Here is a 25391-nt window from a genome sequence, read left to right on the forward strand (position 1 = left end):
GGTCATGCTCCTCTCATAACGCTGGCGGCGTCCTGAACGGCACGCACGATTTTGTCATAGCCGGTGCATCGACAGAGATTTCCGGCAAGGCCGAAGCGTATTTCCTCTTCGGTCGGATCCGGGTTCTTGGCCAGCAGATCCTTGGCCGCGATGAGAAAGCCGGGGGTACAGATGCCGCATTGCAAAGCGGCATGCTCGAGGAATTTCTGCTGTAACGGATGGAGCTTGTCGCCCTCTGCCATGCCCTCGACGGTGGCGACCTGACGGCCTTCCGCCTCTGCCCCAAGCACCAGGCAGGAACAGACCAGGCGGTCGTCGAGGATGATGCTGCAGGCGCCGCAGTCGCCCGTGCCGCACCCTTCCTTCACCCCCATGAGCCCCAGGCGTTCGCGCAGCACTTCAAGCAGCGTCTCGTCGGGGTGACAGAGGAACTCGGCGTGATCGCCATTGATTGTCGTCGAAACTGCTATGCCTGCCATCACTTTTGTCCTGCACGTTGATAGGCGGTCAGCGCGACCCGCTTGGCCAGCACGCCCGCGACTTTCCTTCGGAATTCCACAGTGCCTCGCTTGTCGTCTATCGGGCGACAGGCGCCGGAACAGACCTCGGCAAGGCGGTCCAACGTGCTGCCGTCGACGCGGGAGCCAACGAGAATATTGGCCGCCTCTTCGACCAGGAGCACCGTCGGCGCCGCGGCGCCGAGCGCGACGCGCGCCGACACGACGACGCCCCGATCATCGAGCGTGAGATTGACTGCGGCACTGACGACGGCGATGTCCATCTCTGTTCGCGGCGTGAACCGTTGATAGGCGTCGCCCGAATGTGGCTGGCGCTTGCCGAGCAGAATGGCTTCGATGATCTCGCCGGGCGCAAGTGATGTCCTGCCGGGACCGACTGGCACCATTTCGGCCGCGATCGTGCGGGAACCGGCCGGGCCTCTGATCACAGCCTTGGCGCCGGCCGCCGCCAGCGCGGGCACGCTGTCAGCTGCCGGGGACGCATTGCAGAGGTTTCCGACGATAGTACAGCGCCCCTGCACTTGCTTGGAGCCGATCAAGGTCGCTCCCTCGACAACACCCGGCCAAGCGTGCCGGAGGGCTGCATTCTCGCCCAGGACCGCGCACGGCACAGCGGCGCCGATGACGAAACCTTCGTCACTTTCGACGATGCGTCCCAGCGCGTCTATGGCTTTGATGTCGATGATAAGTTCAGGCTCGATAAAGCCGCCTTTCATCCTTACCAGCAAATCGCTTCCGCCGGCCAGGATCGCGGCCTTGCCTGACGCCTCAGCCAGCAGACCAACGGCATCCTCCAACGAACTTGGGCGAATATAGCGCAAAAGGATACTCCTTGTGATGAAGTCGGGTCGGATGCGAATGTCGCAACCCGCTATAACCGATGCTGCGACGATACGAATGTTGCAACCGCTCGACAACGCTATTGGATGCACTGGTTCGATACAAGCCGAGTCCTACATTCCCGATGAGCGACTGGTGTAAGTCCGATGAACATGCGCAGTCTGGGCTAAACACCGGCGGGCTTGCCGATACCGGGGGGCCGGGTTACACGAGACGAGTTCTGCAATGCCGCCCCGTGGCGCGGTGAAGCGATTGCCAAGGTGACGCGCTTGTCCTCTGATGACCCGAAGAATGTCGACGATACCGATCCGCTGATGGTGCGGTCGGTGGAAAAGGCGTTCCGGGTTCTGGAGGCCTTCGACGGCACCAATCGGAGCCTTAGCCTTGCGCAGATCGGCGCGAATGTCGGCCTCGACAAGAGTGCCGCGCAACGCTTTACCCACACGCTGAACAAATTGGGCTACCTGCAAAAGGACCCGGTGACGAAGCGTTTCGAGCTCAGCCTGCGCAGCCTCGAAATGGCGCGCCATTTCATCACCGCCAATCCGCTGGTCAACCAGGCGATGCCCTATCTCCTCCATCTCAGCCGCGAGACGGAGGAAGCTGTCAACCTGACGCTGCCTGACGGTACGGAGATCGTCTTCGCCGCCCGTTTCATGAGCCGGCATATGCTGAACACCGATGTCGTCGTCGGCACGCGCATGCCTGCCTTCTGCACGGCGCCGGGCCGGGCGATCCTCTCCCGCCTGCCGGCCGCGGAAGCCCTGTCGCTCATCGAGCGGTCGCCCTTGCAGGCCTTCACGCCGCAGACGGTGCATACGGTTGATGCTCTGGTCGAGCGGCTCGATGCCGCACGCAATGCCGGCTATGCCACGACCTGGGGCGAATTCTTCCCTGGCGATCTCTCGGTCGCTGCCGCGGTGCTCGATCAGACCGGCCGTCCCGTCGCGGCGGTCAATATCGGTGTTTCCAACGCGCGCTACACGCCCGAAAAGGCGGAAGAGACTTTCGCGCCCCTCGTCGTTGCCGCCACGCGCTCGATCTCGCAGGCCGCTTCCACCTTCTAATTTCGCAAAAGACGACTTTTGAACCTTCGCCGGCCTGCCGGTGAAGGATTTCCTGTGCCGTGAAAAATGCCATTGACAATTTCATGTATTGAAATACGATACGATGTATCACAATACGATACGATGGATCGCATGACAAACTTCATTCTGACAGAGCAGCGCGGCTCCTGCTGCGTGATCACGCTGAACCGCCCCGAGGTTCTCAACGCCTGGCATTCCCAGATGCGCCTTGATCTCATGGCTGCGCTGGATGACGCCGAAGACGACGCCGCCGTCGGTGCGATCATCATCACCGGAGCGGGCGAGCGCGCCTTTGGCGCAGGGCAGGATCTCAACGAGACCAAGACCTTCGACCCCGACCGCGCGGAACTCTGGATCGGCGAATGGGAACGGCTCTACGATCGGATCCGCAGCCTCTCCAAGCCGTTGATCATGGCGCTGAACGGCCTGGCCGCAGGCTCGGCCTTCCAGGTGACCTTGCTCGGCGATTTCCGCATCGGCCATGACGGCGTGAAGATGGGGCAGCCGGAGATCAATTCCGGAATCGCCAGCACGACCGGCCCGTGGATCATGATGGAAATGATCGGGCTTGCGCGCACCACCGACCTGACCCTCAGCGGCCGCATGATGGAGGCCGAGGAATGCGTCGCCATCGGCCTCATCAACCGGATCGTCCCGCGCGAGGAGGTACTGGAAGCATCGCTGGCGCTCGGCGAACAGCTTGCCGCCAAGCCGCGGCTTGCCATGAAGCTCAACAAGCAGCGCTTCCGTGAAGTCACCGAGGCCCGTTTCCGCGACGCGCTTGCAGCCGGCGTGCGCAACCAGCGCATCGCTTATGGCGACGGCGAGCCCAACCGCATGATGGAACAGTTCCTTGCCGCAAAATCCAAGGCGAAATCCGGCTGAGCCGCACCTGCAATCCGCTTTTCAAGATCAATGACTTTTCAGGACTGTAGCGTGGAAGACCAAGGTTTCATTTCTCGTCTGCCGGCCCGGGCCATCGCCTCGCCCGATGCCATCTATGCGACGTTCGACGGCGAGCCGATCACCTTTGCCGACCTGCATCGCAAGTCGGACAGTGTTGCCGTCGCGCTTCGTCGCCTCGGCGTCGAGAAGGGCGATCGCGTCGCGCTGATGCTGCGCAACAGCCCCGACAGCCTCGCCGTGCTGTTCGCCATCGCCAAGTGCGGCGCTGTCTGGGTGCCGGTGAATGTGCAGCTGCGCGGCGACGGGTTGAAATACATCCTGGAACATTGCGATCCGCGCGTCGTTTTCGCCGATCGCGACCTTTTCCAGAATATTTCGGAGTGCGGTGCCGACACCTCGGTATTCCGGCTCGTCGCAGAGGCGGGCGACACGGAATCGCTCGACCGGCTTGCCAGCGGCGATCACGTCTTCGCCGAGCCGCTGCCGTCTGCCGATGACCTTTTCGCGCTGAACTATACGTCCGGCACGACCGGCCGCCCGAAGGGCGTGCGCGTTACCCATCGCATGCTGCGCTATGCGGCGGAGGGCGCGATGCTTTGCTCGGATGCGCGCGATGGCGACGTCTTCTTTGTCTGGGAGCCGCTTTATCACATCGGCGGTGCGCAGCTCATCCCGATCCCGCTGCTGCGCGACGTCACGCTTTCCATGGTGCAGCGCTTCAGCGCCAGCCGTTTCTGGGATCAGGTGCGCGATTGCGGCGCGACGCAGATCCACTATCTCGGCGGCGTGTTGCAGATCCTCCTCAAGCAGCCGGAGAGCGAGCGTGATCGCGATCACAAGGTCCGTGTCGCCTGGGGCGGCGGGTGCCCGCGCGATATCTGGCGCGCCTTCGAGGAGCGTTTTGGCACGCCGCTGCGCGAATGCTATGGCATGACCGAATCCTCCAGTATCACCACGTTCAATGCCGCCGGCGTGCTCGGCTCGGTCGGCACGCCCGTGCCGTGGCTTTCCGTCGAGATTCTCGACGAACAGGGTGCGTCCGCGGCGGCGGGCGTGCATGGCGAGATCGTCGTCCATCCGCGTCAGGCGGGCGCGGTCTTCGCCGGCTATTTCCGCAATGAGGAGGCGACCGCCAGGGCGCTACGGCCGGACGGTTTCCACACCGGCGACCTCGGCATGATCGACGCGGACGGCAACCTCTATTTCCTGGGCCGCCTGACGGACAGCGTGCGGGTGAAGGGCGAGAACGTCTCGGCCTTCGAGGTGGAGCATGTCGCCGGCAGCCACCCGATGGTCGAGGACTGCGCGCTGATCGGCGTCAAGGCCGAGGTCGGCGAACAGGAGATCAAGCTGTTCATCAAGCCGAAGGAAGGGGCCGCTATCGATTATCCGGCCTTCTCCGACTGGCTTGCCCATCGGCTGGCGCCGTTCCAGAACCCGCGCTACCTCGCTCTCGTCGAGGATTTCGAGCGCACGCCGAGCCAGCGCATCATGAAACACCGGCTGCCCGCATCCGTCGAAGGCAGCTGGGACAGACAGCAGCGCACCGGCCGATAAGGTCCGGTCCCGACACGCACCAACCGCATACCCCGAGGGGAGACAGTCAGAATGAAGGCCGCCGTTCTCTACACGTTCAACGAAGACCTCGTCATCGAGGATGTGCCGATCGCCGATCCCGGCGATCGCGAAGTGCTGGTGCGCATCATCGCGACCGGCGTCTGCCACAGCGATCTCAGCGCCGCAAAGGGCAAGTCGCGCCCGAAGCTGCCCGTCATCCTCGGCCATGAAGCGGCCGGCATTGTCGAGCGCACCGGTTCGGCGGTGTCGAAGGTGAAGAAGGGCGATCACGTCATCCTCTCCTGGGCGCCAAATTGCGGCGAATGCTTCTATTGCCACAAGCGCCTGCCGACCATGTGCGACACCTATGGTGACGCTGCAGGCGGCAACACGCTCTGGAACGGCGCGCTCCGGCTCGGCAGTGCGCAGAAGCCGGTCAATCACTTCACCTGCGTTTCGAGCTTTGCAGAGCTCGCGGTCGTGCCGGAAGCGGGCTGCTCCAAGATCGAGGACGACATTCCCTTCGAAGTCGCGGCCCTCGTCGGCTGCGCGGTGACGACGGGTTTCGGGGCGGTGGTGAACGATGCGCGCGTCGAGCCCGGCGAGATCGTCGGCGTCATCGGTGTCGGCGGTGTCGGCATCAATGCCATCCATGCGGCTTCGGTCGCCGGTGCGGAAGCGGTCATCGCCATCGATATCAATCCGGACAAGGAGGCGGTCGCCCGTTCGTTCGGTGCGACGCACTTCCTGAATTCGGCAACGCAGGATGTCACCGCGGAACTGAAGACGCTGAGCCGCGGCCGCGGACCCGACAGCATCATCGACTGCACCGGGCGGCCCGCGGCAATCGCACTTGCCTATGACAGCGTCCGGCTCGGCGGTTCGGTGATTTCCGTCGGCATCGCGGCGAAGGGCGAGATGGTCTCCCTGCCGGCCTCGACCTTGCCCAATACCCAGAAGCGCATCATCGGCAGCAACTATGGCGGCGGGGTTCCGGAGCGTGATTTCGAACGCATCCTCGGCCTCTACCGGGCCGGCCGTTTCGACCTCGACCGCCAGGTCGGCGCACGCGTGCCGCTGGAACAGATCAATGAGGCCTTCCGCTGGCTGGAGCAGGGCGTCCTTGCCCGCACGCTCGTGTGCTTCGACCGCTGAACAACGAAATCGAACGAGACAGATCATGTATCCCGATACCCAACTCTTCATCGCCGGCGAATGGACGAACGGCTCGGATGGCGAAACGCTTGCGGTGCTCAATCCTGCAACCGGCGGTGAAATCGGCCGCGTCGCGAAAGCGACGAGCGCAGACATGGATCGCGCGCTTGCCTCCGCCGCCAAAGCCTTCGAACAGTGGCGCAAGACGACGGCGCGCGACCGTGCAAAAATGCTGCATGCGGCAGCCGACAATCTGCGCGCCCGCATTGAGGACATCGCACCCATCCTGACCATGGAACAAGGCAAGCCGCTTGCCGAGGCCCGGTCGGAATTGCGCAATGCGGATGACGTCATCCGCTGGTTCGCGGAAGAGGCCATTCGCTCCTACGGCCGCATCATCCCGGCGCGCAAGCCCGGCGTACAGCAGATGGTCATGAAGGAGCCGATCGGCGTCGTCGCCGCGTTCACGCCCTGGAACTATCCGGTCGCCCAGGCGATCCGCAAGATTTGCGCGGCTTTTGCCGCCGGCTGCACCGTCATCCTGAAGGCCGCCGAAGAGGCGCCTGCGTCCTGTGCGGCCATGGTCCGCGCCTTTGCCGATGCCGGTTTCCCGGAAGGCGCGATCAACCTTCTTTACGGCGTACCGTCGGAAATCTCCGAATATCTCATTCCGCATCCGGTGATCCGCAAGGTGTCTTTCACCGGCTCGACGCCGGTCGGCAAACATCTGACCGCGCTTGCCGGCGCCCACATGAAGCGGGTGACGATGGAGCTCGGCGGACATGCGCCGTACATCGTCTGCGCCGATGCGGATCTTTCATCCGCCGTTTCGATGCTGGCCGGCCACAAATTCCACAATGCCGGTCAGGTCTGCATCGCGCCGACGCGCGTGCTGGTGGAAGAGCCTGTCTTTGACAATGTCCTTGAAGACTTCGTCAACGCGGCGAAGGCCGTGAGGGTGGGAGATGGCCTTTCCGACGGCATGGACATGGGACCGATGGCGAATGCCCGCCGGCTCGACGCGATGGACCGGCTGATTGGCGACGCCGTCGCAAAGGGCGGCCGCCTGCTGACCGGCGGCAACCGCATCGGCAATGCCGGCTTCTTCTTCGAGCCGACGGTGCTGGCCGATGTGCCGCAGGACGCTGCGATCATGAACGAGGAGCCGTTCGGGCCTGTCGCGGTCGTCAACCGTTTTGCGGGCGTGGATGCGGCGATTGCCGAGGCGAACCGGCTGCCGTTCGGCCTGGCCGCTTATGCCTTCACGCGGTCCCAGAGACATGCGCAGCGTTTCGCCGAAGATATCGAAACCGGCATGCTTTCGATCAACGATTACGGCCTTGCCTATGCGGAAGTCCCCTTCAACGGCGTGAAGGATTCCGGCTACGGCTCCGAGGGCGGTCCGGAGGCGCTGGAGACGTTTCAGACGATCAAGTTCGTTTCACAGACGAATTTGTGAAAATCACTCAAATGAAATCTTGACTTCATTTTTTCACTAGTGTGAAATTCATGTCGAAGTGAACACACAGGAAAGACCCTCTCTGCCATGTCCCAGAACACCTATGCCCTCCCGCAGCGCGCGCCCCTCTATCAGGCGCCGCCGTTCGATTACAAAGCCTTCAGCAAGGTCAGCGTGTTCTGCCGCGTTGACGAAGCGGCAATCCGCGCGGCTTTGCCCGAGCAGTTCGACGTCCGGGGCGACGTGATCGAATTCTTCATCATGGACGTGCCGGCCGGCGGCTCGCTCGGGTCCTATGCGGAAGGCGGCATCGTCGTGCCGATGAGCTATCAGGGTCGCCCGGGCGGTCACGTGCTTTACGAGATCGTCACCAATGACGACTCCATGGCGGTCGGCCGCGAGGTCTGGGGCTATCCGAAGAAGATGGGTGAAGTGGACTGGAAGGCGAGCGATACGGCAATCACGGCCAAGCTCTCGCGCCGCGGCACCTCGCTGATCGAGATCGACTTCAAGGCCGATGGCCCGGCCTTCGAGAAGCCGGCTCTGCATCCGCGTTTTCAGACCCGCATCATTCCCTCGCCGGAAAGTGCGGCAGTCGAAACGCAGATCATCGAGAACTCGCTGGGTCAGTCCGAAACGCTTCGTCATGCCCTCGGAACGGCCGAGATCAAGATCGGCGGCAGTGCCAGCGATCCGTTCTCCGATTTCCAGATCCGCGAGATCGTCGGCGCGGAAATGATCGTCGCCAACTTCGTCCTCGGCTTCGGCAAGATCGTCGGCTGAAGACGGATTAACAGGGAACCGTACACATGATGTGTGCAAAAGCGCCCGAAAAGATGTTCAGACTCGATGAAAAGCGGGTCTTCATCACCGGTGGCGGTGGAGGCATCGGCCGCGCTGCGGCACTGATGTTCGCGGCTTTCGGGGCGCATGTGGTGGTTCTCGACCGGGATCGGACGGCGGCGGAAGCCGTCTGCCGGGAGGTGCAGGAGGCTGGCGGTGCGGCGACAGCCTCCGCCCTCGACGTCACCGACGAGGCCGATGTTCTGGCTGTTTTCGCTGCTGCGGAACAGGAAGCCGGCGGCCTCGACATCCTCGTCAACAATGCAGGCATCTCGATACGCCGTCCAGCGACCGAACTTGCGATCGAAGACTGGAACAGCGTCGTCTCGGTCAACCTGACGGGCATGTTCCTGTGCTCACGGACGGCTGCCCGCTCCTGGATCGCTCGCGGCATTCCCGGGGTGGTGATCAACACGGCCTCGATCATGAGCTACTCGGGCGGCGGCCTCCATCCGAATATCTCCTACCAATCGACCAAGGCCGGCGTGGTGAACCTCACCCGGACGCTGGCCGTCGAATGGGCCGACAACGGCATTCGCGTCAACGCGGTGGCGCCGACCTGGGTTCGTACGCCTCTGATCGATCATTTGATGGCCGATAGGGCGCAGATGGAAAAGATCCGCAGCCTGACGCCGCTGAAGCGCCTGGCCGAACCGGACGAAGTGGCCTCCGCCATGATTTTCCTGGCTGGCCCGGCCTCGGCAATGACCACCGGCCATGTGCTGGCGGTGGACGGTGGTTATCTCGCGAAATGAGGAGGATGAAGGGAAACTTCAGGTAGTCGCACGCCTGGTCACTGTCGTGAAGAATGTATCTAATAATTTCACGCATGCGTTGCCCGGACGGGAGTTCCGTGCAACGAATCTCAACGAGCAAAAGGGGAACCAAAATGAACAGAACCCGTATACTTCTTTCCGCTGCAACCCTCCTCTTCGCCTCCGGCGCCATGCCGGTGCTGGCGGATGACGTCGTGCTGGGCGGCAGTGCGCCGATGTCCGGTGCGCAGGCCGAGTTCGGCCAGTCGCAGATCGACGGTGCCCAGCTCTATTTCGACCAGCTCAACGAGAAGGGCGGCATCAAGGGCAACAAGGTGGTCTTCCGCCCGCTCGACGACCGCGCCGACCCGCGCCAGGGCACGCTCGTTGCCCAGCAGTTCTGCGACGACAGCGCCGTCATCGGCGTCATCGGCCACATGAACAGCGGCGTCACCATGCCGGCCCTCGATATCTACTCGGAATGCGGCATGCCGCAGGTCGTACCCGCCACGAACCCGGAACTCATGCGCATGGGCTTCAAGACCGTCGTACGACCCGTCGCCAACGACTTCGTCCAGGGTGCGCTGCCGGCGAAATACGTCACCGGAAAGCTTGGTCTGAAGAATGCCGTGCTCGTGCACGACAAGACCGTCTTTGGCCAGGGTATCTCCGGCGTGTTCAAGGACAATTTCGAAGCCGGCGGCGGCAAGGTCTCCGGTACCTACGGCACGAACCCCGAGGACGTGGACTTCTCGGCGCTGATCGCCTCGATCAAGCTGGAAAACCCGGATGTCGTCTATATGGGTGCCGGCATGCCGCAGCTTGCTCTTTTCCTCAAGCAGATGCGCGAGCAGGGCCTGAAGGCCCAGTTCATCGGCCCCGATATCGGCTTCACCGTCGATTTCATCACGCAGGTCGGTGCGGCCTCCGCCGAGGGCGCGCTGATGACCTTCCAGCTTCCGCCCTACGATTCCTCGCCGGAACTGAAGGATTTCTCCGATCGCCACCAGGCACGCTTCGGCCGCGCACCCGGCCCCTATGCCTCGCTCGGCTTCGCCAATGCGCAGGTGATGGCGGCCGCCGTGGAAAAGGCTGAAAGCCTGGACCGCGAAGGCGTTCTCGCGCAGTTGCATGGCGTCACGGTCGATACACTTCTCGGCCCGGTCGCCTTCGACGAGAATGGTGAAAACACCACCGCGCCGATGTACCTCTACGTCGTCAAGGACGGCAAGTTCGAGCTGATCAAGCAGTAATCAGCGAGACATTTGTTCAACGGGGCCGGCGCAGTCCGTGCCGGCCCGTCGTCACAAAGGCGATCCCCTTGTTCGACTATTTTCTTCAACAGCTGATCTTCGCGCTCGCCATCGGAGCGATCTACGGATTGATCGCCCTCGGCTACACGATGGTCTACGGCGTGATGCGCCTGATCAACTTCGCCCACGGCGAGTTCTTCATGCTCGGCCCGTATATCTACACGTTCCTCTTCAGCGGCCTCCTTGGTCTCGGCGGCCTTGCCCCGGTGCTGGATTCCGCCATCGCCATCGTCGCGAGCTTCGTGATCGTCGGCCTGCTCGGCGTGGCGATTGAGCGTTTCGCCTATCGGCCGCTGCGCGCCTACGGCCGCCTTGCGCCGATGCTGAGCGCGCTCGGCATGTCCATCGTGCTGCAGAGCGCGGTGCGTGTGACGGTCGGCCCGCAGCCGGTGCATTTCCCGGCGATCGTGGAGAGCACGCCGATCGATGCGCTCGGCGGCATGGTAACGACGGTACAGCTTGGCATCCTCGCTGCCGCCGTCCTGCTGATGGTCGGGCTCGCGCTCTTCGTCAACGGCACGCGCCTCGGCATCTGGATCCGCGCGGCGTCCGAAAGCTGGACGACGTCGAGCCTGCTCGGCATCCGCGTCAACCGCGCCGTCAGCCTCGTCTTCTTCATCGGCCCCGGGCTCGGTGCCATGGCCGGCATCATGTACGCCTCCTATTACGGCATCATGCAACCGACCATGGGCTCCGTCATCGGCCTGAAAGCCTTCACGGCGGCCATTCTCGGCGGCATCGGATCCATTCCGGGCGCCATGCTCGGCGGTTTCCTGCTCGGTGCGATCGAGGTCTTCGGCACGGCCTTCCTGCCGATCCTCTCCTTCGGCTATATCGGCACCGAATATCGCGATGTCTTCGCCTTCGCCGTCCTCATCCTCGTTCTTCTGTTCAAGCCCGCCGGCCTGCTCGGCGAGACCGTCTCGGAAGAAACGACCGTCGCAAAGAAGGATTACTGACCCATGGGGAATTCGGTGATCGTCCGGCGGCTCGGCCTTCTCGCAGTCCTCGCGCTTTGCGTGGTTCTGCTGGCGCTGGTGCCGTACCTTCCGTCCTACTACGTCCGCGTCGCGGACAGTATCCTGATCTACATCATCCTCGCTGTCGGCCTGAACCTCGTGGTCGGCTATGCGGGTCTGCTCGATCTCGGCTTCATCGCCTTCTACGCGGTGGGCGCCTATGCCTATGCCCTGCTTGCCAGCGGGCAATTCGACATCCATCTGCCGTTCATCGTCGTCCTGTTCATAGGTGCTGCGGCCGGCGCCATAGCTGGGGTCCTGCTCGGTTTCCCGGTACTGAAGCTGCGCGGCGACTATCTCGCCATCGTCACGCTCTCCTTCGGCGAAATCATCCGCATCGCCATCAACAATGCCGATGAGCTGACCAACGGTCCGCAGGGCATTGCCGGCCTCGACAGGGCGAGCCTCTTCGGCCTGCCGCTGACCAGTCCGGTGCATTTCTACTGGTTACTGCTCGTGCTGACCGTCATCGTCTGCGCCGGCGTCTACTACATGGAACGCTCGATCCTCGGCAAAGCCTGGAGGGCGCTGCGCGAGGACCAGGACGTGGTGCGCGGCCTCGGCATCAACACGACGACGCTGAAGCTGCTGGCCTTCGCGCTCAGTGCGGCGATCGGCGGGGCAGGCGGGGTGATCTTCGGCGCGTTCCAGCGCTTTGTCAGCCCGGAAAGCTTCACCTTCCAGGAATCGCTGCTCGTGGTCCTGATCATCATCATCGGCGGCGTCGGCAATATCGTCGGCGTCATCGCGGGGGCGGTCGTCCTCGTGATCCTGCCGGAAATCCTGCATTTCGCCGCGCAATACCGCCTTCTGATCTACGGCGTCGTCCTCGTGACCGTCATCGTGCTTCGCCCTGGCGGCCTCGTTTCGCCCCGCTTCAACCTCGGCTTCATCATTCGAAAGGTCCGGACCCTATGGCTCTCGCCCTCGAAAACGTAAGCAAGCACTTCGGCTCGCTCGTCGCGATCCGGAACCTGTCGCTGTCCTTCGACGTCGGTTCGATCTACTCGATCATCGGGCCGAACGGTGCCGGCAAATCGACCGTCGTCAACATGATCGCCGGCTCCTATTCGGTGACTTCAGGCACGATCCGGCTCGGTGCGACGGCGCTTAACCGGTTGCCCAAGCACCGCATCGCCCAGCTCGGCGTGTCGCGCACCTACCAGAACCTCCGCCTCTTCGACGGCATGACGGTTCTGGAGAATCTCGAGGTCTGCTTCTTCCCGCAGTCGTGGCTGACCTTCCTCACCGGTGCGAAACGGCTGAGCAAGGCCGAACGGCTCGATATCTGCCACGCCTGCCTTGCTGAATTTCATCTGTCGGATGTGGCGGATGTTCTGGCCGGTGACCTGCCTTACGGCCGGCAGAAAATCCTCGAGCTGGCACGTGCCTTCGTCACGCAGGCACCGATCGTGCTGCTGGACGAGCCGGCGGCCGGTCTCAACCATACCGAAACGAAGGACATGGCGGCGATGATCGCCGGCCTGAAACGTGAAGACCGCGCGATCATCCTCGTCGAGCACGACATGGACATGGTGATGTCCATTTCCGACCGGATCGACGTCTTGAACTATGGCGAGCTGCTTTGCTCCGGCACGCCGGATCTGGTGCGCACGAACGAAAGAGTGCAGGAGGCCTATCTTGGAACCACGGAAGAACTCGACGACATCCGCAAGCTTGCTCAAAGTCGCCGGGCTCAAGGCGGGCTACGGGCGAACGCAGGTATTGTTCGGCATTGATCTGGAAGTTCGCGCCGGCGAGATCGTCACGATCATCGGCGCGAACGGTGCAGGCAAGACCTCGACCCTGCGCTCGATTTCCGGCCTGACGCAGATCTATTCCGGCGAGATCGAATTCAAGGGCCGGCCGATCAAGGGCCTGCCGCCGGAAGAGATCACCCGTCTCGGTCTCGCCCACTGCCCGGAGGGCCGCCAAATTCTCCAGCGGCTGACGGTCGAGGAGAACCTGTTGGCCGGCTACATCCCTGGTCGCGGGCGCAGCTTCGACGAGATTCGGACCCAGGTCTACGACATGTTCCCGATCCTCAAGGAGAGGCGGAATTCGCTGGCGAGCCGCATGAGCGGCGGCCAGCAGCAGATGCTGGCGATCGGCCGCTCGCTGATGGCAACACCCGAGCTGCTGATGCTGGACGAGCCTTCGCTCGGCCTGGCGCCAAAAATCATCAACCAGATCTTCGAGATTATCATCACGCTGTCGAAGTCCGGCATCAGCCTCATCGTCGTCGAGCAGAATGCGGCGGTGGCGCTGGAAATCGCCGACTATGCCTATGTGATCGATGCCGGCCGCTGCTCGGTGGAGGGGGGCGCAAACAACGTGCTCAACGATCCCGATCTCAAGGCTGCCTATCTCGGCGCCTGACCGGGGATTTCAGGAGGAAACATGTCCAAAGCCGAGACATCCATCCTGATCTCCGGCGCGGCCTCCGGGATCGGGCGGGCGACGGCGCTCCGCCTTGCGAAAGACGGCGCTGCGCTCACCCTGTTCGATCGCAATGCGTTGGCGATGGCTGAGGTGGCAAGTGCCTGCCAAATCGAGGGAGCGGCGGTCATCGCGGTGGCGGGCGATGCCTCCTCGGATGCCGACGTTGGCGCTGTGGTTGGCCGAGCCGTCGAAACACACGGCTTTCTCTCCGGCGTGGTTGCCGCAGCCGGCGTTGCGCGGAAAGGCGACGTCACGACGCTGACCGACGAGACCTGGGAGATAACGCTGGCTGTGAACCTCACCGGCCCCTTCCTGCTGGCGCGGCATGCGGTTCCGCATCTGTTGCACAACCCGGCCTCCGCCTTTGTCGCGGTCAGCTCGGATTCTGGCGTGCGAGGCTCGCGTGGTTATGCCGCCTACAGCGCGTCCAAGCATGGCGTGGTCGGGCTGATCCGCTGCATGGCGCTCGACCATGGCCCCGAAGGTCTGCGCAGCAATGTCGTCTGCCCGAGCTTCGTCGACACGCCGATGGCCGACGGTCTCCTGAAGGAAGGCGGCGGCTACGACCGCGCCTTTTACGAGCGCCGCGTGCCGCTCGGCCGTTTCGCCCGGCCGGACGAAGTGGCCGATGCCATCGGCCATCTGCTGTCGCCGCAGGCGAGTTATGCCAACGGCATGGTCTATATGCTGGACGGCGGCACCACGGCGGGAACGTTTGGCTGACATGGCCCGGTAGATGGGGACAACCGGCCCGGCGTTGATTGCAATCTAAGGCTGGCGTTGACTTCGATGAAGTGTTTGATCAATTCCATCATTCAAGTGAATTTATCAGGTTATGTTCGATGTCCAATTCTGTTTTTGAAGCCCCGACGCCCGATCATGTGGGGAAGACGCTGCGTGAGCTTCGACGCTCTCGGCGCATCACCATTCAGCAACTTGCCGAGGGGCTGAACCGCTCGACGGGCTATGTCAGCCAGCTCGAACGCGGCCTGTCGCAGCCGACACTGAAGGATCTCTACGCGGCCTGTACGATCTTCGGTGTGCCGATGAGCTGGTTTGTCGATCTGGAAGAGAAGCAGCCGGAAGCCGAGCGCGAAAAGGATATCGTCGTTCGCAGCGGGCAACGTCGCTTCATGCTGCATCGGGGTGCACGAACAGAACTCCTGACGCCGCAGCTCGATTCCGATGTCGAATTCATGATGTCGACCTTCGAACCTGGCCTTGAGACGGAACCCAAGAACGTTCCGACGTCAGGCGCCGAATATGGCTACATCCTCAAGGGGCGTCTGGAACTCTGGGTGGATGAAGAAAAGTTCGAGCTCGTCGAGGGCGACAGCTACCGCTTCAACCGCTCGTCGACCTATCGCTCCCACAATCCCTCGAAGACGGAACCGACCATCATCATCTGGGTCGGCGTTTACAAGTAGATCACGGCAGGCGGGCACGCATGGCATCTTCCCTTTTCGATCCCTCGGCATTTTCGGGCAAGGTCGCCTTCGTTTCGGGTGCCGCTTCGGGTATCGGCGCTGCGACCGCCCGTAGACTGGCCGATCTCGGTGCAAAACTCGTTCTCGCCGATCGGGACAAGGTACGTCTCGACGCCTTCGCCGAAACACTCTCACCGGAGAACGTGCTGGCGGTCGAAGTCGATGTCACGGCGATCGCCAGCGTGGAAGCCGCAATCGTGCGTGGTGTCAGCGAGTTCGGCGGCCTCGATCTCGCCGTCAATTCCGCCGGCATCGACCTGCCGCGCTGCGAGACGGCGTCTTATCCGTCTGAGCAATGGGACAGGATCATAGGGGTCAACCTGACCGGCGTCTTCAATGCGGTCCGGCACCAGGTTCCGGCCATGCTGGTGCGTGGCGGCGGATCCATCGTCAATGTCTCTTCCATCATGGGGTTTCGCGGCTTTGCCGGCCAGCCGGCGTACACGGCTGCCAAACATGGTGTCATCGGCCTGACCAAGGCGGCCGCACTCGACCATGCTGCGCAAGGCATCCGCATCAATGCCGTTGCGCCGGGCTTCATCGACACGCCGTTGCTCGGCCATCTGAGCGACGAAAAGCGCCAAGCCGCAGCCGCACTTCACCCGATGCAACGGGTTGGGCAGGCGGATGAGATTACCAATGTCATTCTCTTCCTGCTCTCGGATGCCGCGTCCTTCGTTACGGGCACATGTTTTGATGCCGATGGAGGATATCTGGCGAAATGATTGCCATGGGTTCATTCCGGGATAAGTGGGTTCCGGGACGATTTGGCGATGTATGTCGAACAATGTTGTTTCGCTATAGCCGGGTCGAGTTTTTAACTTTTTTCACACAATGAGACCGGGCCTCCGGTTAGATCGCCACCAATACCGACAACCCGAGTTATCGAGGATCCGCATCATTCGGTGTGGCCGATGAACAGTGCGAAACGTTCCCCTCCCGGGAGTTTTCTGGCTATCTGCCGCTACTTGGGGCATGCCCGTAGCGTTTCTTGAAAGCGTTGGAGAAGTACTGACTCGAATTAAAGCCGCAACTCAATGCGATCTCGGTGACGCTTGTATTGTGTGGTTCCTGGAGGAGTCGGGAGGCCTGCTCCAGGCGTAGATGCTGAAGATACTGGCGCGGCGCCATATTCGTGAGCTTCTTGCAGTAGTCGGCAAAGCGCGTGCGCGAGAGTCCGCATTCCTCGGCCATACCTTCAAGCGACCAATCCTCTTCCAGCGCATAGGCGAGCCGCCGCAGGAAGATCGCGACTGTGTGCTGCGAGGTTGAAAGATCGGGGTCGAGCGTCGGCGCCTGTTCGCCCATCCGGTCGACCAGGCTGAGCATCATGGCGTTGATCGCCACCTTCAGGCGCGTTTCTCCGTCCTGTGGGCTGCGGTCGAGCAGGATGGACGGGATCGCCTCGAAGGCGCGGCAGAGTTCAGCGCCGCCGTCCCAGACCGGCTGGTTGTTCTGCGTCAGGATTTCGCCGAGCCGTTCGGCCTCGTCCTGCGAGAGGACAAGCCAGTCCGGCCACTCGGGCCTCTCACTCGGTCGGCGCAGGCCCGCATCGAGGATGATCCAGAGGAGCCGGCTTGGACCAACATTCGGGTTGCCGATGGCGTGCAGCTGCCACGGGCGGATGACGATGAATTGGCCCTGCTTGAGCGCATAGGTTCGGTCGTCCACCACCAGATCGAGGCTGCCACGCGCCAGATAGGCGATCTTGAAGCCTTCGTTGCAGTGCCGGCCGAGTCCCCAGGACTGGCTGTGGCGCGCATCCCAGAAGCCGACAGTGCGGATACCCGGCAGGCGTTCGCCGAGCGAAATGCCGGGATAGCTGCCGCGCGTCCAGGCGTGAAGCTCGACCTCACCCTGCCGGGCGGCGGCCTGCAACTCCTTGCAATTGTCCGCATACATGACGGAGTCGGGCTGACGGAAGACCGAAGGTCGGCAATCGGCTGGGGATATTACGGCATGTCTGTTCACTTCGCGCCTCCCAACACAAAATGACTTAAGAAATTTACCACTGTTGTCGTCCGCAAGAATTGCCGAGTCAAGCCTGCCATTGTGACTTCGTTGCGGATGGCACGAAGGAGACGTGTCGGCGCAGCGAAGGGGAGGACACCAGTGAAGGTCGCATTCAACCTGCTCGTCATCGGCGCCGACATCGGCCTGCATCACGCGCGCCAGCTCGAGCGGCTGAAGGCACTCGGCTATGACGCCGTGGAAATCCCCGTGTTCTCCGGTAACGAACAGCATTATACGGCGCTCGGCCGGCTGCTTGGCGATGTTGGTCTCGTCGCCGGTGCGGCCGCCGTCGCGACACCCGAGGCCAATCCGGTGAGTGCGGATGTGGCCGTGCGTGCAAAGGCGCGTGATCATCACCGCTGGATCGTCGACTGCACGGCGGCGATGGGTGGCGAGATCATTGCAGGTCCGCTCCATTCGCCCGTTGGCGTCTTTACCGGTTTCGGTCCGACGCCCGAAGAATTCGACCGCTGCGTCGAAGCGATGCGCGCGATGGCCGACTATGCGGCGCCCGCCGGCATTCGCATTTCGGCGGAGGCCGTCAACCGTTTCGAATGTTACATGATGTCGACCATCGCTCAGGCGTCCGCGATACACCGCGCCGTCAATCACCCCAATTATGGTTACATGTTCGACACGTTCCACGCCAATATCGAGGAAAAGGATCCGCCGGCGACCTATGAGCGCTACCACGGCGAGATCAATCATTTCCATGTCTCCGAAAACGACCGTGGCGTGCCCGGTTCCGGCCATGTGCCATTTGCGGCGCATTTCGATGCGCTGCGCCGCTGTGGTTATGATGGCTGGCTGACGGTCGAATCCTTCGGTCGTGCCCTGCCGGAGCTTGCCGGCGCGACGCGTGTCTGGCGCGACCTGTTCGACGATCTCGACAGCCTCTTTGCCGAAAGTGTCGCCTTCATCCGCCGGGAATGGGCCGCGGCTGGAGAGCGGCTGGCATGATGGCCGTTCCCGCTCTCAGCATGACCGGTATCAGCAAGGTATTTCCGGGTGTTCGCGCGCTCGACGGTGTCGATTTCGAATGCCTGTCGGGCGAGGTCCACGCCATCTGTGGCGAAAACGGCGCTGGCAAGTCGACGCTGATGAAGATCCTCGGCGGCAGCTACCGGCCCGACGCCGGCACCATTCAACTCGCCGGGCAGGCCGTAAGATTCACGCACCCCCGGCAGGCGGCGGAGGCTGGCATCGCGATCATCCACCAGGAACTCAGCCTTCTGCCCCATCGCACGGTGGCGGAAAACATCTTCATGGGGCGGGAGATCGCCCGGCGTGGCCTTCTGGACAAGGCAGGGATGCGCAGGAAAGCCGCGGCGCTCCTTTCCCGCATCGGCGCGGCGATCGATCCGCAGGCGCTGGTTTCCTCGCTTTCCATCGCGTTGCAGCAGCTGGTCGAAATAGCCAAGGCGCTCCTCATGGATGCGCGCATCCTCGTCATGGACGAACCCACGGCCGCACTCGACGAGCGCGATAGCCGCGCCCTTCTCGGGCTGGTCGAAGGGCTCAGGCGCGAGGGCGTATCGATCATCTATATTTCCCACCGCATGCCCGAGGTCATGGCCATCGCCGACCGCATCACCATCCTCAAGGACGGCAAGAAGGTCTGGACGCGGCCATGCGATGCCGCCCCTATCGATGAGATCGTGCGCGCCATGGTCGGTCGCGATCTCAAGGATTTTTATCCCGCCACGCCCGTTTCCGCGCCGGGCGAGGTCCTGCTTGCCGTCGAGGGCGGGACGAATGCCGGCTTGCGCGACCTCACGTTCGAGGTTCGGGCCGGTGAGATCATCGGTGTGGCGGGCCTTGAGGACTCCGGCAAGGGTGCGCTGGCGCAGGCGCTTGTTGGGGATGTTCCCTTTACGGGTGGTGCGGTCACGCTGCGCGGCAAGCGGATTGCGCTTCGCACGCCGCGGCAGGCGACAGCCGCCGGCATCGGCTACCTGCCGGGCGACCGCAAGAGCGAGGGCCTGGCGCTGCGCCAGTCCGTGCGCGACAACGCGCTCCTGACGCTGCGTTCCTTGATGGGCCTTTTCACGCGGCCGCAACAGGGTGCTCTGGCGCATGACGTCATCGACGAAAGGCTGGGCGCGATGGATGTGCGTGCGGCGGATTTCGGCCAGGAGATCGGCACGCTCTCGGGGGGCAACCAGCAGAAGGCGATCATCGTGCGCTGGCTGGCCCAAGCGTCCGATATCCTCGTCTTTGTCGAGCCGACGCGCGGCATCGACATCGCGGCCAAGGCGGCGATCTACGAGACGATGCGCGCTTTCGCCGACTCCGGCCGCGGCATCGTCGTCATCTCCTCTGACATGCCGGAACTGATCGGCATCGCAGACCGCGTGCTGGTCATGCATCAGGGCCGTGTGTCCGGCGCAGTGCCGCGAGGAGCGAACGAGGAGGACATCATGCATCTCGCCCTTGGCCTTGCGGATGCACCGCGTGGGGAGGCCGGCGCATGACGACGAACATAGCAAAGCCGAAGCCGGCTATTCCTGATCTGCCTGTCGCCGTCCTGCTTGCGGGGCTCTCGATCGGGTTCTTCGCCGTCGTGGCGCTTGTCACCGGCGAAACCGCGCAACTGAGCGGGGAGGGCATTGCCGGCCTGCTCCAGCGTATGGTTGCGCTCGGCCTTGTCGCGCTCGGCCAGACCTTCGTGATCCTTGTCGGTTCGATCGATCTCTCCGTCGCCGCGCTGATCAGCGCCGTCGCGGTTCTTGCCTCGCATGTCATGCAGGGCGACCCGGCGATGATGTTGCCGGCGGTCCTGCTGTGCCTCGGTTTTTGCGCCGTGGTGGGTTTTGTCAACGGCGCGCTGGTGGCCTATGGCGGCATCAATCCACTGATCGTGACACTTGGAACCGGCCTCATCATCCAGGGCGTGCTCGCCGCCTCGTTCGGTGTCCTGCAGGGGGCTGTTGCGCGGGAGTTCCAGGTCATCGCCTATGGCAGTGTGCTGGGCGTGCCCTACTCGCTGCTGCTGCTCGCTACGCTATCGCTTGCCGCCGGTTTCGTGCTCGATCGCACGCTTTTCGGCGCACGGATCTATGCGGTCGGCGGTAACCCCGACGGTGCGCGGCTTGCCGGTATCCGCACGGAACGGGTCATTCTCTCCGCTCATATGGTTGCCAGCCTCTTTGCCGGTGCGGCAGGGCTTTATCTCGCCGCGCGGCTGCAATCCGGCACCCCGTGGATCGGTCGCGACGGCATCTATGATCTCGAATCCATCGCCGTCACGGTCATCGGGGGCACGATCCTTGCGGGCGGCAAGGGGGGCGTTGCGGGCACACTCGCCGGTGTCCTGCTCTTTGCCACCCTCGATGCGGGTTTCAACATGCTCGGCATCGATGCCTTCCTGAAACAGGTTCTGCGCGGAGCAATTGTGATTGCCGCTGTCGCGGTCCATGCCGTTCGGACAAAGGGGCATGTCGCATGATGACCGTTCCGCAGACTTCCGCCTCCCTGCGCCGCCCGGCGCGCATCGCCATCAATGCCGGTCTCGTGATCTTCATCGCGCTTTATGCGGCCATCGGTTTTCTCCAGCCGAACTATCTGGAGCCGGGTCTGTTCATGAATTTCCTGCGGCGGGCGGCACCGCTCGTCATCCTCGCCTGCGGGCAACTCTACGTCATCCTGACGGGCGGTTTTGATCTCTCCATGGGCGCGGTTGCGACGCTCGTGGTGTTGGCTGCGTCGATCCTCATAAATGGCGACCCTGACACGACATGGGCGGTCATCGGCGCGCTCTATGTCATGGGCGTCTCCATCGGCCTGGTGAACGGCTTCGTAGTGGCCTTCCTCAAGGTTCCCTCGATCATCACGACGCTCGGCACGATGCTGCTCGTCAACGGGCTGGCGCTCGCCTGGTCCGGCGGGGCGGCGCGCGGCGATCTACCGGACAATTTCCGCAACCTCGGACGGCTCGTCTGGCGCGACGTTTCCGTGATCGGAACGCTGCCACTGGCGGCGGTGGTTCTCGCCGGCTTCGTGGCGCTGGCTTGGTTCGGACTTAACGGCACCGTCTATGGCAAGCGGGCGCTCGCCGTCGGGGATAATCCGCGGGCTGCGGAGCTTGCCGGAACGCCTGTCGCGGCAACACGCATTCTTGCCTTTGTCGTTTCAGCGGTTTCGGCCGTGACGGCGGGCATTCTGCTCGGCGGTTTCTCCGGCGTCTCCGTCAATGCGGGTGAAGGGCTGGAATTGCAGGCGATCGCCGCGTGCGTCATCGGCGGCGCGCAGCTCCTTGGCGGTCGAGGTTCCGTCTGGAGCGCGGTCTTCGGCGCGCTCAGCCTCTTCGCGCTCTTCACCCTGCTCAATCTCCTGGGCCTGCCGCAGGCGCTGCGTGACAGCATTCAGGGGGTGATCCTGATCGCGGCCGTCGGCGCCAGCATGTGGCGCACCCGCCGACGAAACTGAACCCGACATTCGACATCAACCGCCGGCGCGGCCGGCTTTCTGGAGGAGGAAGACATGACTATGAGGACACTACTGGCGACGACGGTGGCGCTCACATTCGCCGGTCAGGCGCTGGCGCAGGATTTCAACGATCCGGCCGAGTTCAAGAAGCAGCGCGAGCAGCTTTCCATGACGCCGCAGGGGCCGGAGGGGCAGCCCTGGGCGCAGCATCTCGGGGACGGCATGGTCGATACGGCGAAATACAAGAAGGACGGCCAGGTCACGCTCTGCTTTTCCAATGCCGGTGTCTTCAACCCCTGGCGCGTGGTCGGCCTCAACAACCTCAATGCCGAGGCCGAACTGCACAAGGATCGCCTCCAGCAACTGATCGTCGTCGATGCCGAGGGCAAGGACGACAAGCAGATCTCGGATATCGAGGCCCTCGTCAGTGGCGGCAAATGCGACGCGCTCATCGTCTCGCCCAATACGACGGCGGCGCTGACGCCGGCCGTCGAGGCGGCCTGCGCCAAGCTCCCGGTCATCGTCTTCGACCGCGGCGTCAACACCAGCTGCCCCGTGACCTATATCCACCCGGTCGGTGGCTACGGCTTTGGCATCACCTCGGGCGAGTTCATTGCGAGCAAGCTGAAGAAGGGCGACAACGTGCTTGCGCTACGCATCATGCCCGGCGTCGACGTGCTGGAAACCCGCTATTCGGCAGCCAAGAACATCTTCGATGAAGCCGGCATCAATGTGGTTGGCTCGGAATTCACCGGCAGCGACCGGGCGAAGACCAAGTCCGTTGTCGAGGACTACATCAATCGCGGCGAGAAGATCGATGCGGTCTGGATGGATGCTGGAGATACGGCAACGGCTGCACTGGAGGCCTTCGAGGATGCGGGCCTGCCCTATCCGGTCATCAGTGGCGAGGATCAGCAGGACTTCCTGCGCAAATGGCAGTCGGAAAAGCTGACGGCGATCGGCCCGTCTTATCCGACCTACCAGTGGCGCACGGCCGTCATTGCCGCCCTCGACGTGCTCGACGGCAAGCAGGTTCCCGGCCCGGAATGGGTCCTCCCGCAGCCTGCTATCACCGAGGATGTGCTCGCCAAATACATCGACGAGCGCATGCCGCCGCTGCACTACAGCCTTTGCGGTTGCCAGGAATTGCCGGGATATCCCGAGCGCTGGGGCGGAAAGTAACCAAGCATGTCACCTCGGAGGGGCAAAGTTCCCTCCGAGGTGAGGCGAAGCATTTAGCGGTGGAAGCCAACCCGATGTTGGACACGTCGCTGCGTGCATCGTTTTAAGATCATCGCATTTTCTGTGGATACGCCACGAGCTCGATTTCTTTCAGTGTCCGATTTCTTAAAGAAATTGTCAGGTATAAATCTGATGATTTCTAGGTTCTGCAAATTCACTGAGTTTTGTGTTTTCTGTTTTTCGCAGGATTTCTGCGCTCTTGTCGTGCCAATTGCCGCTGTGTCTCAGAAGGTTGTTCCGCCAGTCAAAAGTTTTGAACCGTTGGTTGGCGGTTTGTTGAGAGTTGTTCGCCGGTCTCAGTTGGTTTTGAGCGTGACGTCGCGTGGAGCAGCTCCGCCATGGCGCACGGATCACATATTTATCAAACGCTTAGATGAAATGATAAACGCGCCGCAGGTTTCAATCCCTTCAAAAGCAAGCCCTGCCAATCTGGAAGGCGGCAAAGCATGTGCGGTTAAAAGTTTACTTTTATAATCATCTTTTTCGTGTATTGGGTTCGCATCCGCTGACGGACAGACGGCGGAGGTCTCATAGCAGCGGAATCCGAACGTGCAGCAATCCCAATCCCCACGAGACGGCGTCAGCGGCGCACCGTTCTGGCGGTTGGCTGTGCATGTGCGTTGCCGCGGCACTCGTTCCTTTTCGAGGTGACGATGTCGGCTGCGCTCAACGCTCTTTTCGCACTGCATCGCCGCTCGCTCCTGTGGACCGTCATGCGTATCGTTCGCGACCCTCATACGGCCGAGGATCTTGCGCAGGAAACGTACATTCGGGCGAAGCGGGCATTTGACGAGGGGACCGTCGAGCATCCTGAAGGTTTCCTGCATCAGACAGCCCGTAACCTGGCGCTCGATCACTTGCGTAAGGCAGGCACCCGCGCCGCTGTGGAGACAGGCGGCCTGGAGGAGACGGCAGCTGAGACAGTGGCGAGTCGGGTCATTTCGATCGAGGATGCCATTATCGAGCGGCAGAGGTTCTCGGCGTTTAAGGCGGCTTTGCAAGGACTGCCGAAGCGGGCACAGGCGGTTCTCATTCTGAGCCGCATCGAGGATTGGCCGCAACACTGCATCGCCGAGCATCTCGGTATTTCCGAGCGTACGGTTTTCAACGATCTGAAAATGGCGATGGCACATTGCCGGGATGCCATCGCACGACACGAGAGATGACAGGCGGCTGCTTGCGGTGTGTGGGTCGCCCGTTCGTCAGTGCCAGAGACGAGAAAGAGGTTGGCGTTTTCCGGTTTGCCGCTGTCCATACGTCTAGGATAGAGGGAACCGCATCGCGCGCGGGATTGGATGGCTTTGGTGGGACGCAACAGACTTGGTGACCGACATGAGCGGGAGGCGGATTTCGTCCACGACGATCCGACCGTCGATGCCGCTCTCGACTGGTTCACGCGCCTTCAGGCCGGCAAGATGGATGCGGACCTGCGCGCCCGGCTCGAAACCTGGTTGAAGCAGGATTCTCGACACGAGCGTGAGTTTCGCGCGCTTGAGGACATCTGGGGTTCGAAGGCCTTCGAACATGCGGTCGCGGGGCTCGCCACTTTCGATGCGACAGTGAGCACGGAAGCCGGAGACGATCGCCGCCGACGGTGGCCGATGAAGACGATCGCCGCTGCCGCCTCGATCCTTGTTGCGGCGGGGGCGTGGCAAGGGCCGAGCGTAGTCCTTGCCTGGGAGGCCGACTACATCACCGCGCCCGGTGAGCAATCGGTCGTCGCGCTTGCGGACGGCTCCCGGATGATCATGAATACGGACACCGCTGTTGCGATGGATTTCGAGGGTGGCCGGCGAAGCATTCGGCTGCTGAAGGGCGAAGCGTTCTTCGACGTCCTCCACGATACAGACCATCCGTTCGAGGTGGTGGGCGCGTATGGTGAAGTCGAGGTCAAGGGAACGGCCTTTTCCGTGCGCACCGACGAGGCTGAAACGGCCGTGGTCCTGGAACGTGGTCGAGTCGATGTGACCTGTCTGTGCAGCGCTGGCGGCGAAGCCCAACTGCAGCCCGGGCAAACAGTGACCGCGTCCGCCGCTGCCCTGTCGGAGGTCGCCAATGTCGATGCCGGCCGCGCTCTTGCGTGGCGAGACGGCCGTGTTTCCTTCGATGATGTAGCACTTGGTAAAGTGGTTGCGGAATTAGGCCGCTACTATCGCGGACGCGTGTTCGTAATGAGCGCTCGAGCTGAGCGGCTTGTCGTTTCAGGGAACTATCGCCTGGACAATATCGAGGGAGCATTCCGCAGCCTGGCGGATGCCGCAGGTGTCAAAATGACCCGCATTCCAGGGGGTGTGATAATCCTTCGTTAAAAAGGCAACTTTTTTTG

At 62.6% G+C, this 25391-nt stretch carries 26 protein-coding genes; 23 read left to right on the forward strand and 3 right to left on the reverse strand.

The window, feature by feature from the left end:
* Positions 1-2: 2 nt before the first annotated feature.
* Together MUO32_RS20260 and MUO32_RS20265 are read right to left on the reverse strand one after the other, a co-directional pair.
* Complete coding sequence (locus tag MUO32_RS20260) at positions 3-479, reverse strand: (2Fe-2S)-binding protein (protein WP_257950192.1); 477 nt, start codon at positions 477-479, stop codon at positions 3-5.
* A complete protein-coding gene (locus MUO32_RS20265) occupies positions 479-1339 on the reverse strand; it encodes a xanthine dehydrogenase family protein subunit M (RefSeq protein ID WP_257950193.1) in 861 nt (286 codons plus the stop codon). The genes MUO32_RS20260 and MUO32_RS20265 overlap by 1 nt, the downstream gene beginning before the upstream one ends.
* Positions 1340-1618: 279 nt before the next feature.
* Here MUO32_RS20265 and MUO32_RS20270 point away from each other — a divergent pair, with 279 nt between their 5' ends.
* The 15 genes from MUO32_RS20270 to MUO32_RS20340 all read left to right on the forward strand — a co-directional run bounded on the left by MUO32_RS20270 (position 1619) and on the right by MUO32_RS20340 (position 16107).
* Positions 1619-2425, forward strand: coding sequence for an IclR family transcriptional regulator (locus MUO32_RS20270; RefSeq protein WP_374708696.1), 807 nt, complete (start codon positions 1619-1621; stop codon positions 2423-2425).
* Positions 2426-2557: 132 nt separating this feature from the next.
* On the forward strand, positions 2558-3331 hold the full coding sequence (locus MUO32_RS20275) for an enoyl-CoA hydratase/isomerase family protein (protein WP_257950195.1): 774 nt from the start codon (positions 2558-2560) through the stop codon (positions 3329-3331).
* A gap of 51 nt (positions 3332-3382) precedes the next feature.
* Positions 3383-4909, forward strand: a complete 1527-nt coding sequence (locus MUO32_RS20280) for an AMP-binding protein (protein WP_308311319.1) — start codon at positions 3383-3385, stop codon at positions 4907-4909.
* Positions 4910-4960: 51 nt separating this feature from the next.
* Positions 4961-6064, forward strand: coding sequence for a Zn-dependent alcohol dehydrogenase (locus MUO32_RS20285; RefSeq protein ID WP_257950197.1), 1104 nt, complete (start codon positions 4961-4963; stop codon positions 6062-6064).
* A gap of 25 nt (positions 6065-6089) precedes the next feature.
* The gene (locus MUO32_RS20290) at positions 6090-7523 is read left to right on the forward strand and encodes an NAD-dependent succinate-semialdehyde dehydrogenase (protein ID WP_257950198.1); all 1434 of its coding nucleotides are present in this window, start codon (positions 6090-6092) and stop codon (positions 7521-7523) included.
* A gap of 87 nt (positions 7524-7610) precedes the next feature.
* Positions 7611-8306 carry an acetoacetate decarboxylase family protein gene (locus MUO32_RS20295; RefSeq protein WP_257950199.1) on the forward strand — a complete coding sequence of 232 codons (696 nt, stop codon included), beginning with the start codon at positions 7611-7613 and terminating at the stop codon, positions 8304-8306.
* A gap of 53 nt (positions 8307-8359) precedes the next feature.
* Entirely contained in the window at positions 8360-9121 is a 762-nt protein-coding gene (locus MUO32_RS20300; RefSeq protein ID WP_257950200.1) for an SDR family NAD(P)-dependent oxidoreductase, read from the forward strand.
* A gap of 134 nt (positions 9122-9255) precedes the next feature.
* A complete protein-coding gene (locus tag MUO32_RS20305) occupies positions 9256-10374 on the forward strand; it encodes a branched-chain amino acid ABC transporter substrate-binding protein (protein WP_257950201.1) in 1119 nt (372 codons plus the stop codon).
* Between the two features lie 68 nt (positions 10375-10442).
* On the forward strand, positions 10443-11393 hold the full coding sequence (locus MUO32_RS20310; RefSeq protein ID WP_257950202.1) for a branched-chain amino acid ABC transporter permease: 951 nt from the start codon (positions 10443-10445) through the stop codon (positions 11391-11393).
* A 3-nt stretch (positions 11394-11396) separates the two neighbouring features.
* Entirely contained in the window at positions 11397-12392 is a 996-nt protein-coding gene (locus MUO32_RS20315; RefSeq protein ID WP_257950203.1) for a branched-chain amino acid ABC transporter permease, read from the forward strand.
* The gene (locus MUO32_RS20320) at positions 12368-13192 is read left to right on the forward strand and encodes an ABC transporter ATP-binding protein (RefSeq protein WP_257950204.1); all 825 of its coding nucleotides are present in this window, start codon (positions 12368-12370) and stop codon (positions 13190-13192) included. The genes MUO32_RS20315 and MUO32_RS20320 overlap by 25 nt, the downstream gene beginning before the upstream one ends.
* Positions 13131-13832, forward strand: coding sequence for an ABC transporter ATP-binding protein (locus MUO32_RS20325; RefSeq protein ID WP_257950205.1), 702 nt, complete (start codon positions 13131-13133; stop codon positions 13830-13832). Before MUO32_RS20320 ends, MUO32_RS20325 begins: the two co-directional genes overlap by 62 nt.
* 21 nt (positions 13833-13853) lie before the next feature.
* Positions 13854-14618 (forward strand): SDR family NAD(P)-dependent oxidoreductase, encoded by a 765-nt coding sequence (locus MUO32_RS20330; RefSeq protein WP_257950206.1) that lies wholly within the window; start codon positions 13854-13856, stop codon positions 14616-14618.
* A gap of 119 nt (positions 14619-14737) precedes the next feature.
* A complete protein-coding gene (locus tag MUO32_RS20335; protein WP_257950207.1) occupies positions 14738-15322 on the forward strand; it encodes a helix-turn-helix domain-containing protein in 585 nt (194 codons plus the stop codon).
* Positions 15323-15342: 20 nt separating this feature from the next.
* Entirely contained in the window at positions 15343-16107 is a 765-nt protein-coding gene (locus MUO32_RS20340; protein WP_257950208.1) for an SDR family NAD(P)-dependent oxidoreductase, read from the forward strand.
* Positions 16108-16336: 229 nt separating this feature from the next.
* On the opposite strand, the gene MUO32_RS20345 is transcribed toward MUO32_RS20340, so the two are convergent.
* The gene (locus tag MUO32_RS20345) at positions 16337-17353 is read right to left on the reverse strand and encodes an AraC family transcriptional regulator (RefSeq protein ID WP_257950209.1); all 1017 of its coding nucleotides are present in this window, start codon (positions 17351-17353) and stop codon (positions 16337-16339) included.
* 141 nt (positions 17354-17494) lie between these two features.
* On the opposite strand from MUO32_RS20345, the gene MUO32_RS20350 reads away from it, so the two are divergent.
* From MUO32_RS20350 to MUO32_RS20385, 8 genes are all read left to right on the forward strand, one after another.
* Positions 17495-18355: a sugar phosphate isomerase/epimerase gene (locus tag MUO32_RS20350; RefSeq protein ID WP_257950210.1), complete on the forward strand. Its 861-nt coding sequence runs from the start codon at positions 17495-17497 to the stop codon at positions 18353-18355.
* Positions 18352-19869: a sugar ABC transporter ATP-binding protein gene (locus MUO32_RS20355; RefSeq protein ID WP_257950211.1), complete on the forward strand. Its 1518-nt coding sequence runs from the start codon at positions 18352-18354 to the stop codon at positions 19867-19869. The genes MUO32_RS20350 and MUO32_RS20355 overlap by 4 nt, the downstream gene beginning before the upstream one ends.
* Entirely contained in the window at positions 19866-20843 is a 978-nt protein-coding gene (locus tag MUO32_RS20360) for an ABC transporter permease (RefSeq protein WP_257950212.1), read from the forward strand. The genes MUO32_RS20355 and MUO32_RS20360 overlap by 4 nt, the downstream gene beginning before the upstream one ends.
* Positions 20840-21823 carry an ABC transporter permease gene (locus MUO32_RS20365; protein WP_257950213.1) on the forward strand — a complete coding sequence of 328 codons (984 nt, stop codon included), beginning with the start codon at positions 20840-20842 and terminating at the stop codon, positions 21821-21823. The genes MUO32_RS20360 and MUO32_RS20365 overlap by 4 nt, the downstream gene beginning before the upstream one ends.
* A 54-nt stretch (positions 21824-21877) precedes the next feature.
* Complete coding sequence (locus MUO32_RS20370) at positions 21878-23005, forward strand: substrate-binding domain-containing protein (protein WP_257950214.1); 1128 nt, start codon at positions 21878-21880, stop codon at positions 23003-23005.
* Positions 23006-23098: 93 nt separating this feature from the next.
* Entirely contained in the window at positions 23099-23539 is a 441-nt protein-coding gene (locus MUO32_RS20375; protein WP_257950215.1) for a hypothetical protein, read from the forward strand.
* Between the two features lie 179 nt (positions 23540-23718).
* The gene (locus MUO32_RS20380) at positions 23719-24231 is read left to right on the forward strand and encodes an RNA polymerase sigma factor (RefSeq protein WP_257950216.1); all 513 of its coding nucleotides are present in this window, start codon (positions 23719-23721) and stop codon (positions 24229-24231) included.
* Between the two features lie 129 nt (positions 24232-24360).
* Positions 24361-25374 carry a FecR family protein gene (locus tag MUO32_RS20385; protein WP_257950217.1) on the forward strand — a complete coding sequence of 338 codons (1014 nt, stop codon included), beginning with the start codon at positions 24361-24363 and terminating at the stop codon, positions 25372-25374.
* Positions 25375-25391: the final 17 nt, after the last annotated feature.

It is taken from the genome of Shinella sp. CPCC 101442 (assembly GCF_024704725.1).
Taxonomy (GTDB): domain Bacteria; phylum Pseudomonadota; class Alphaproteobacteria; order Rhizobiales; family Rhizobiaceae; genus Shinella.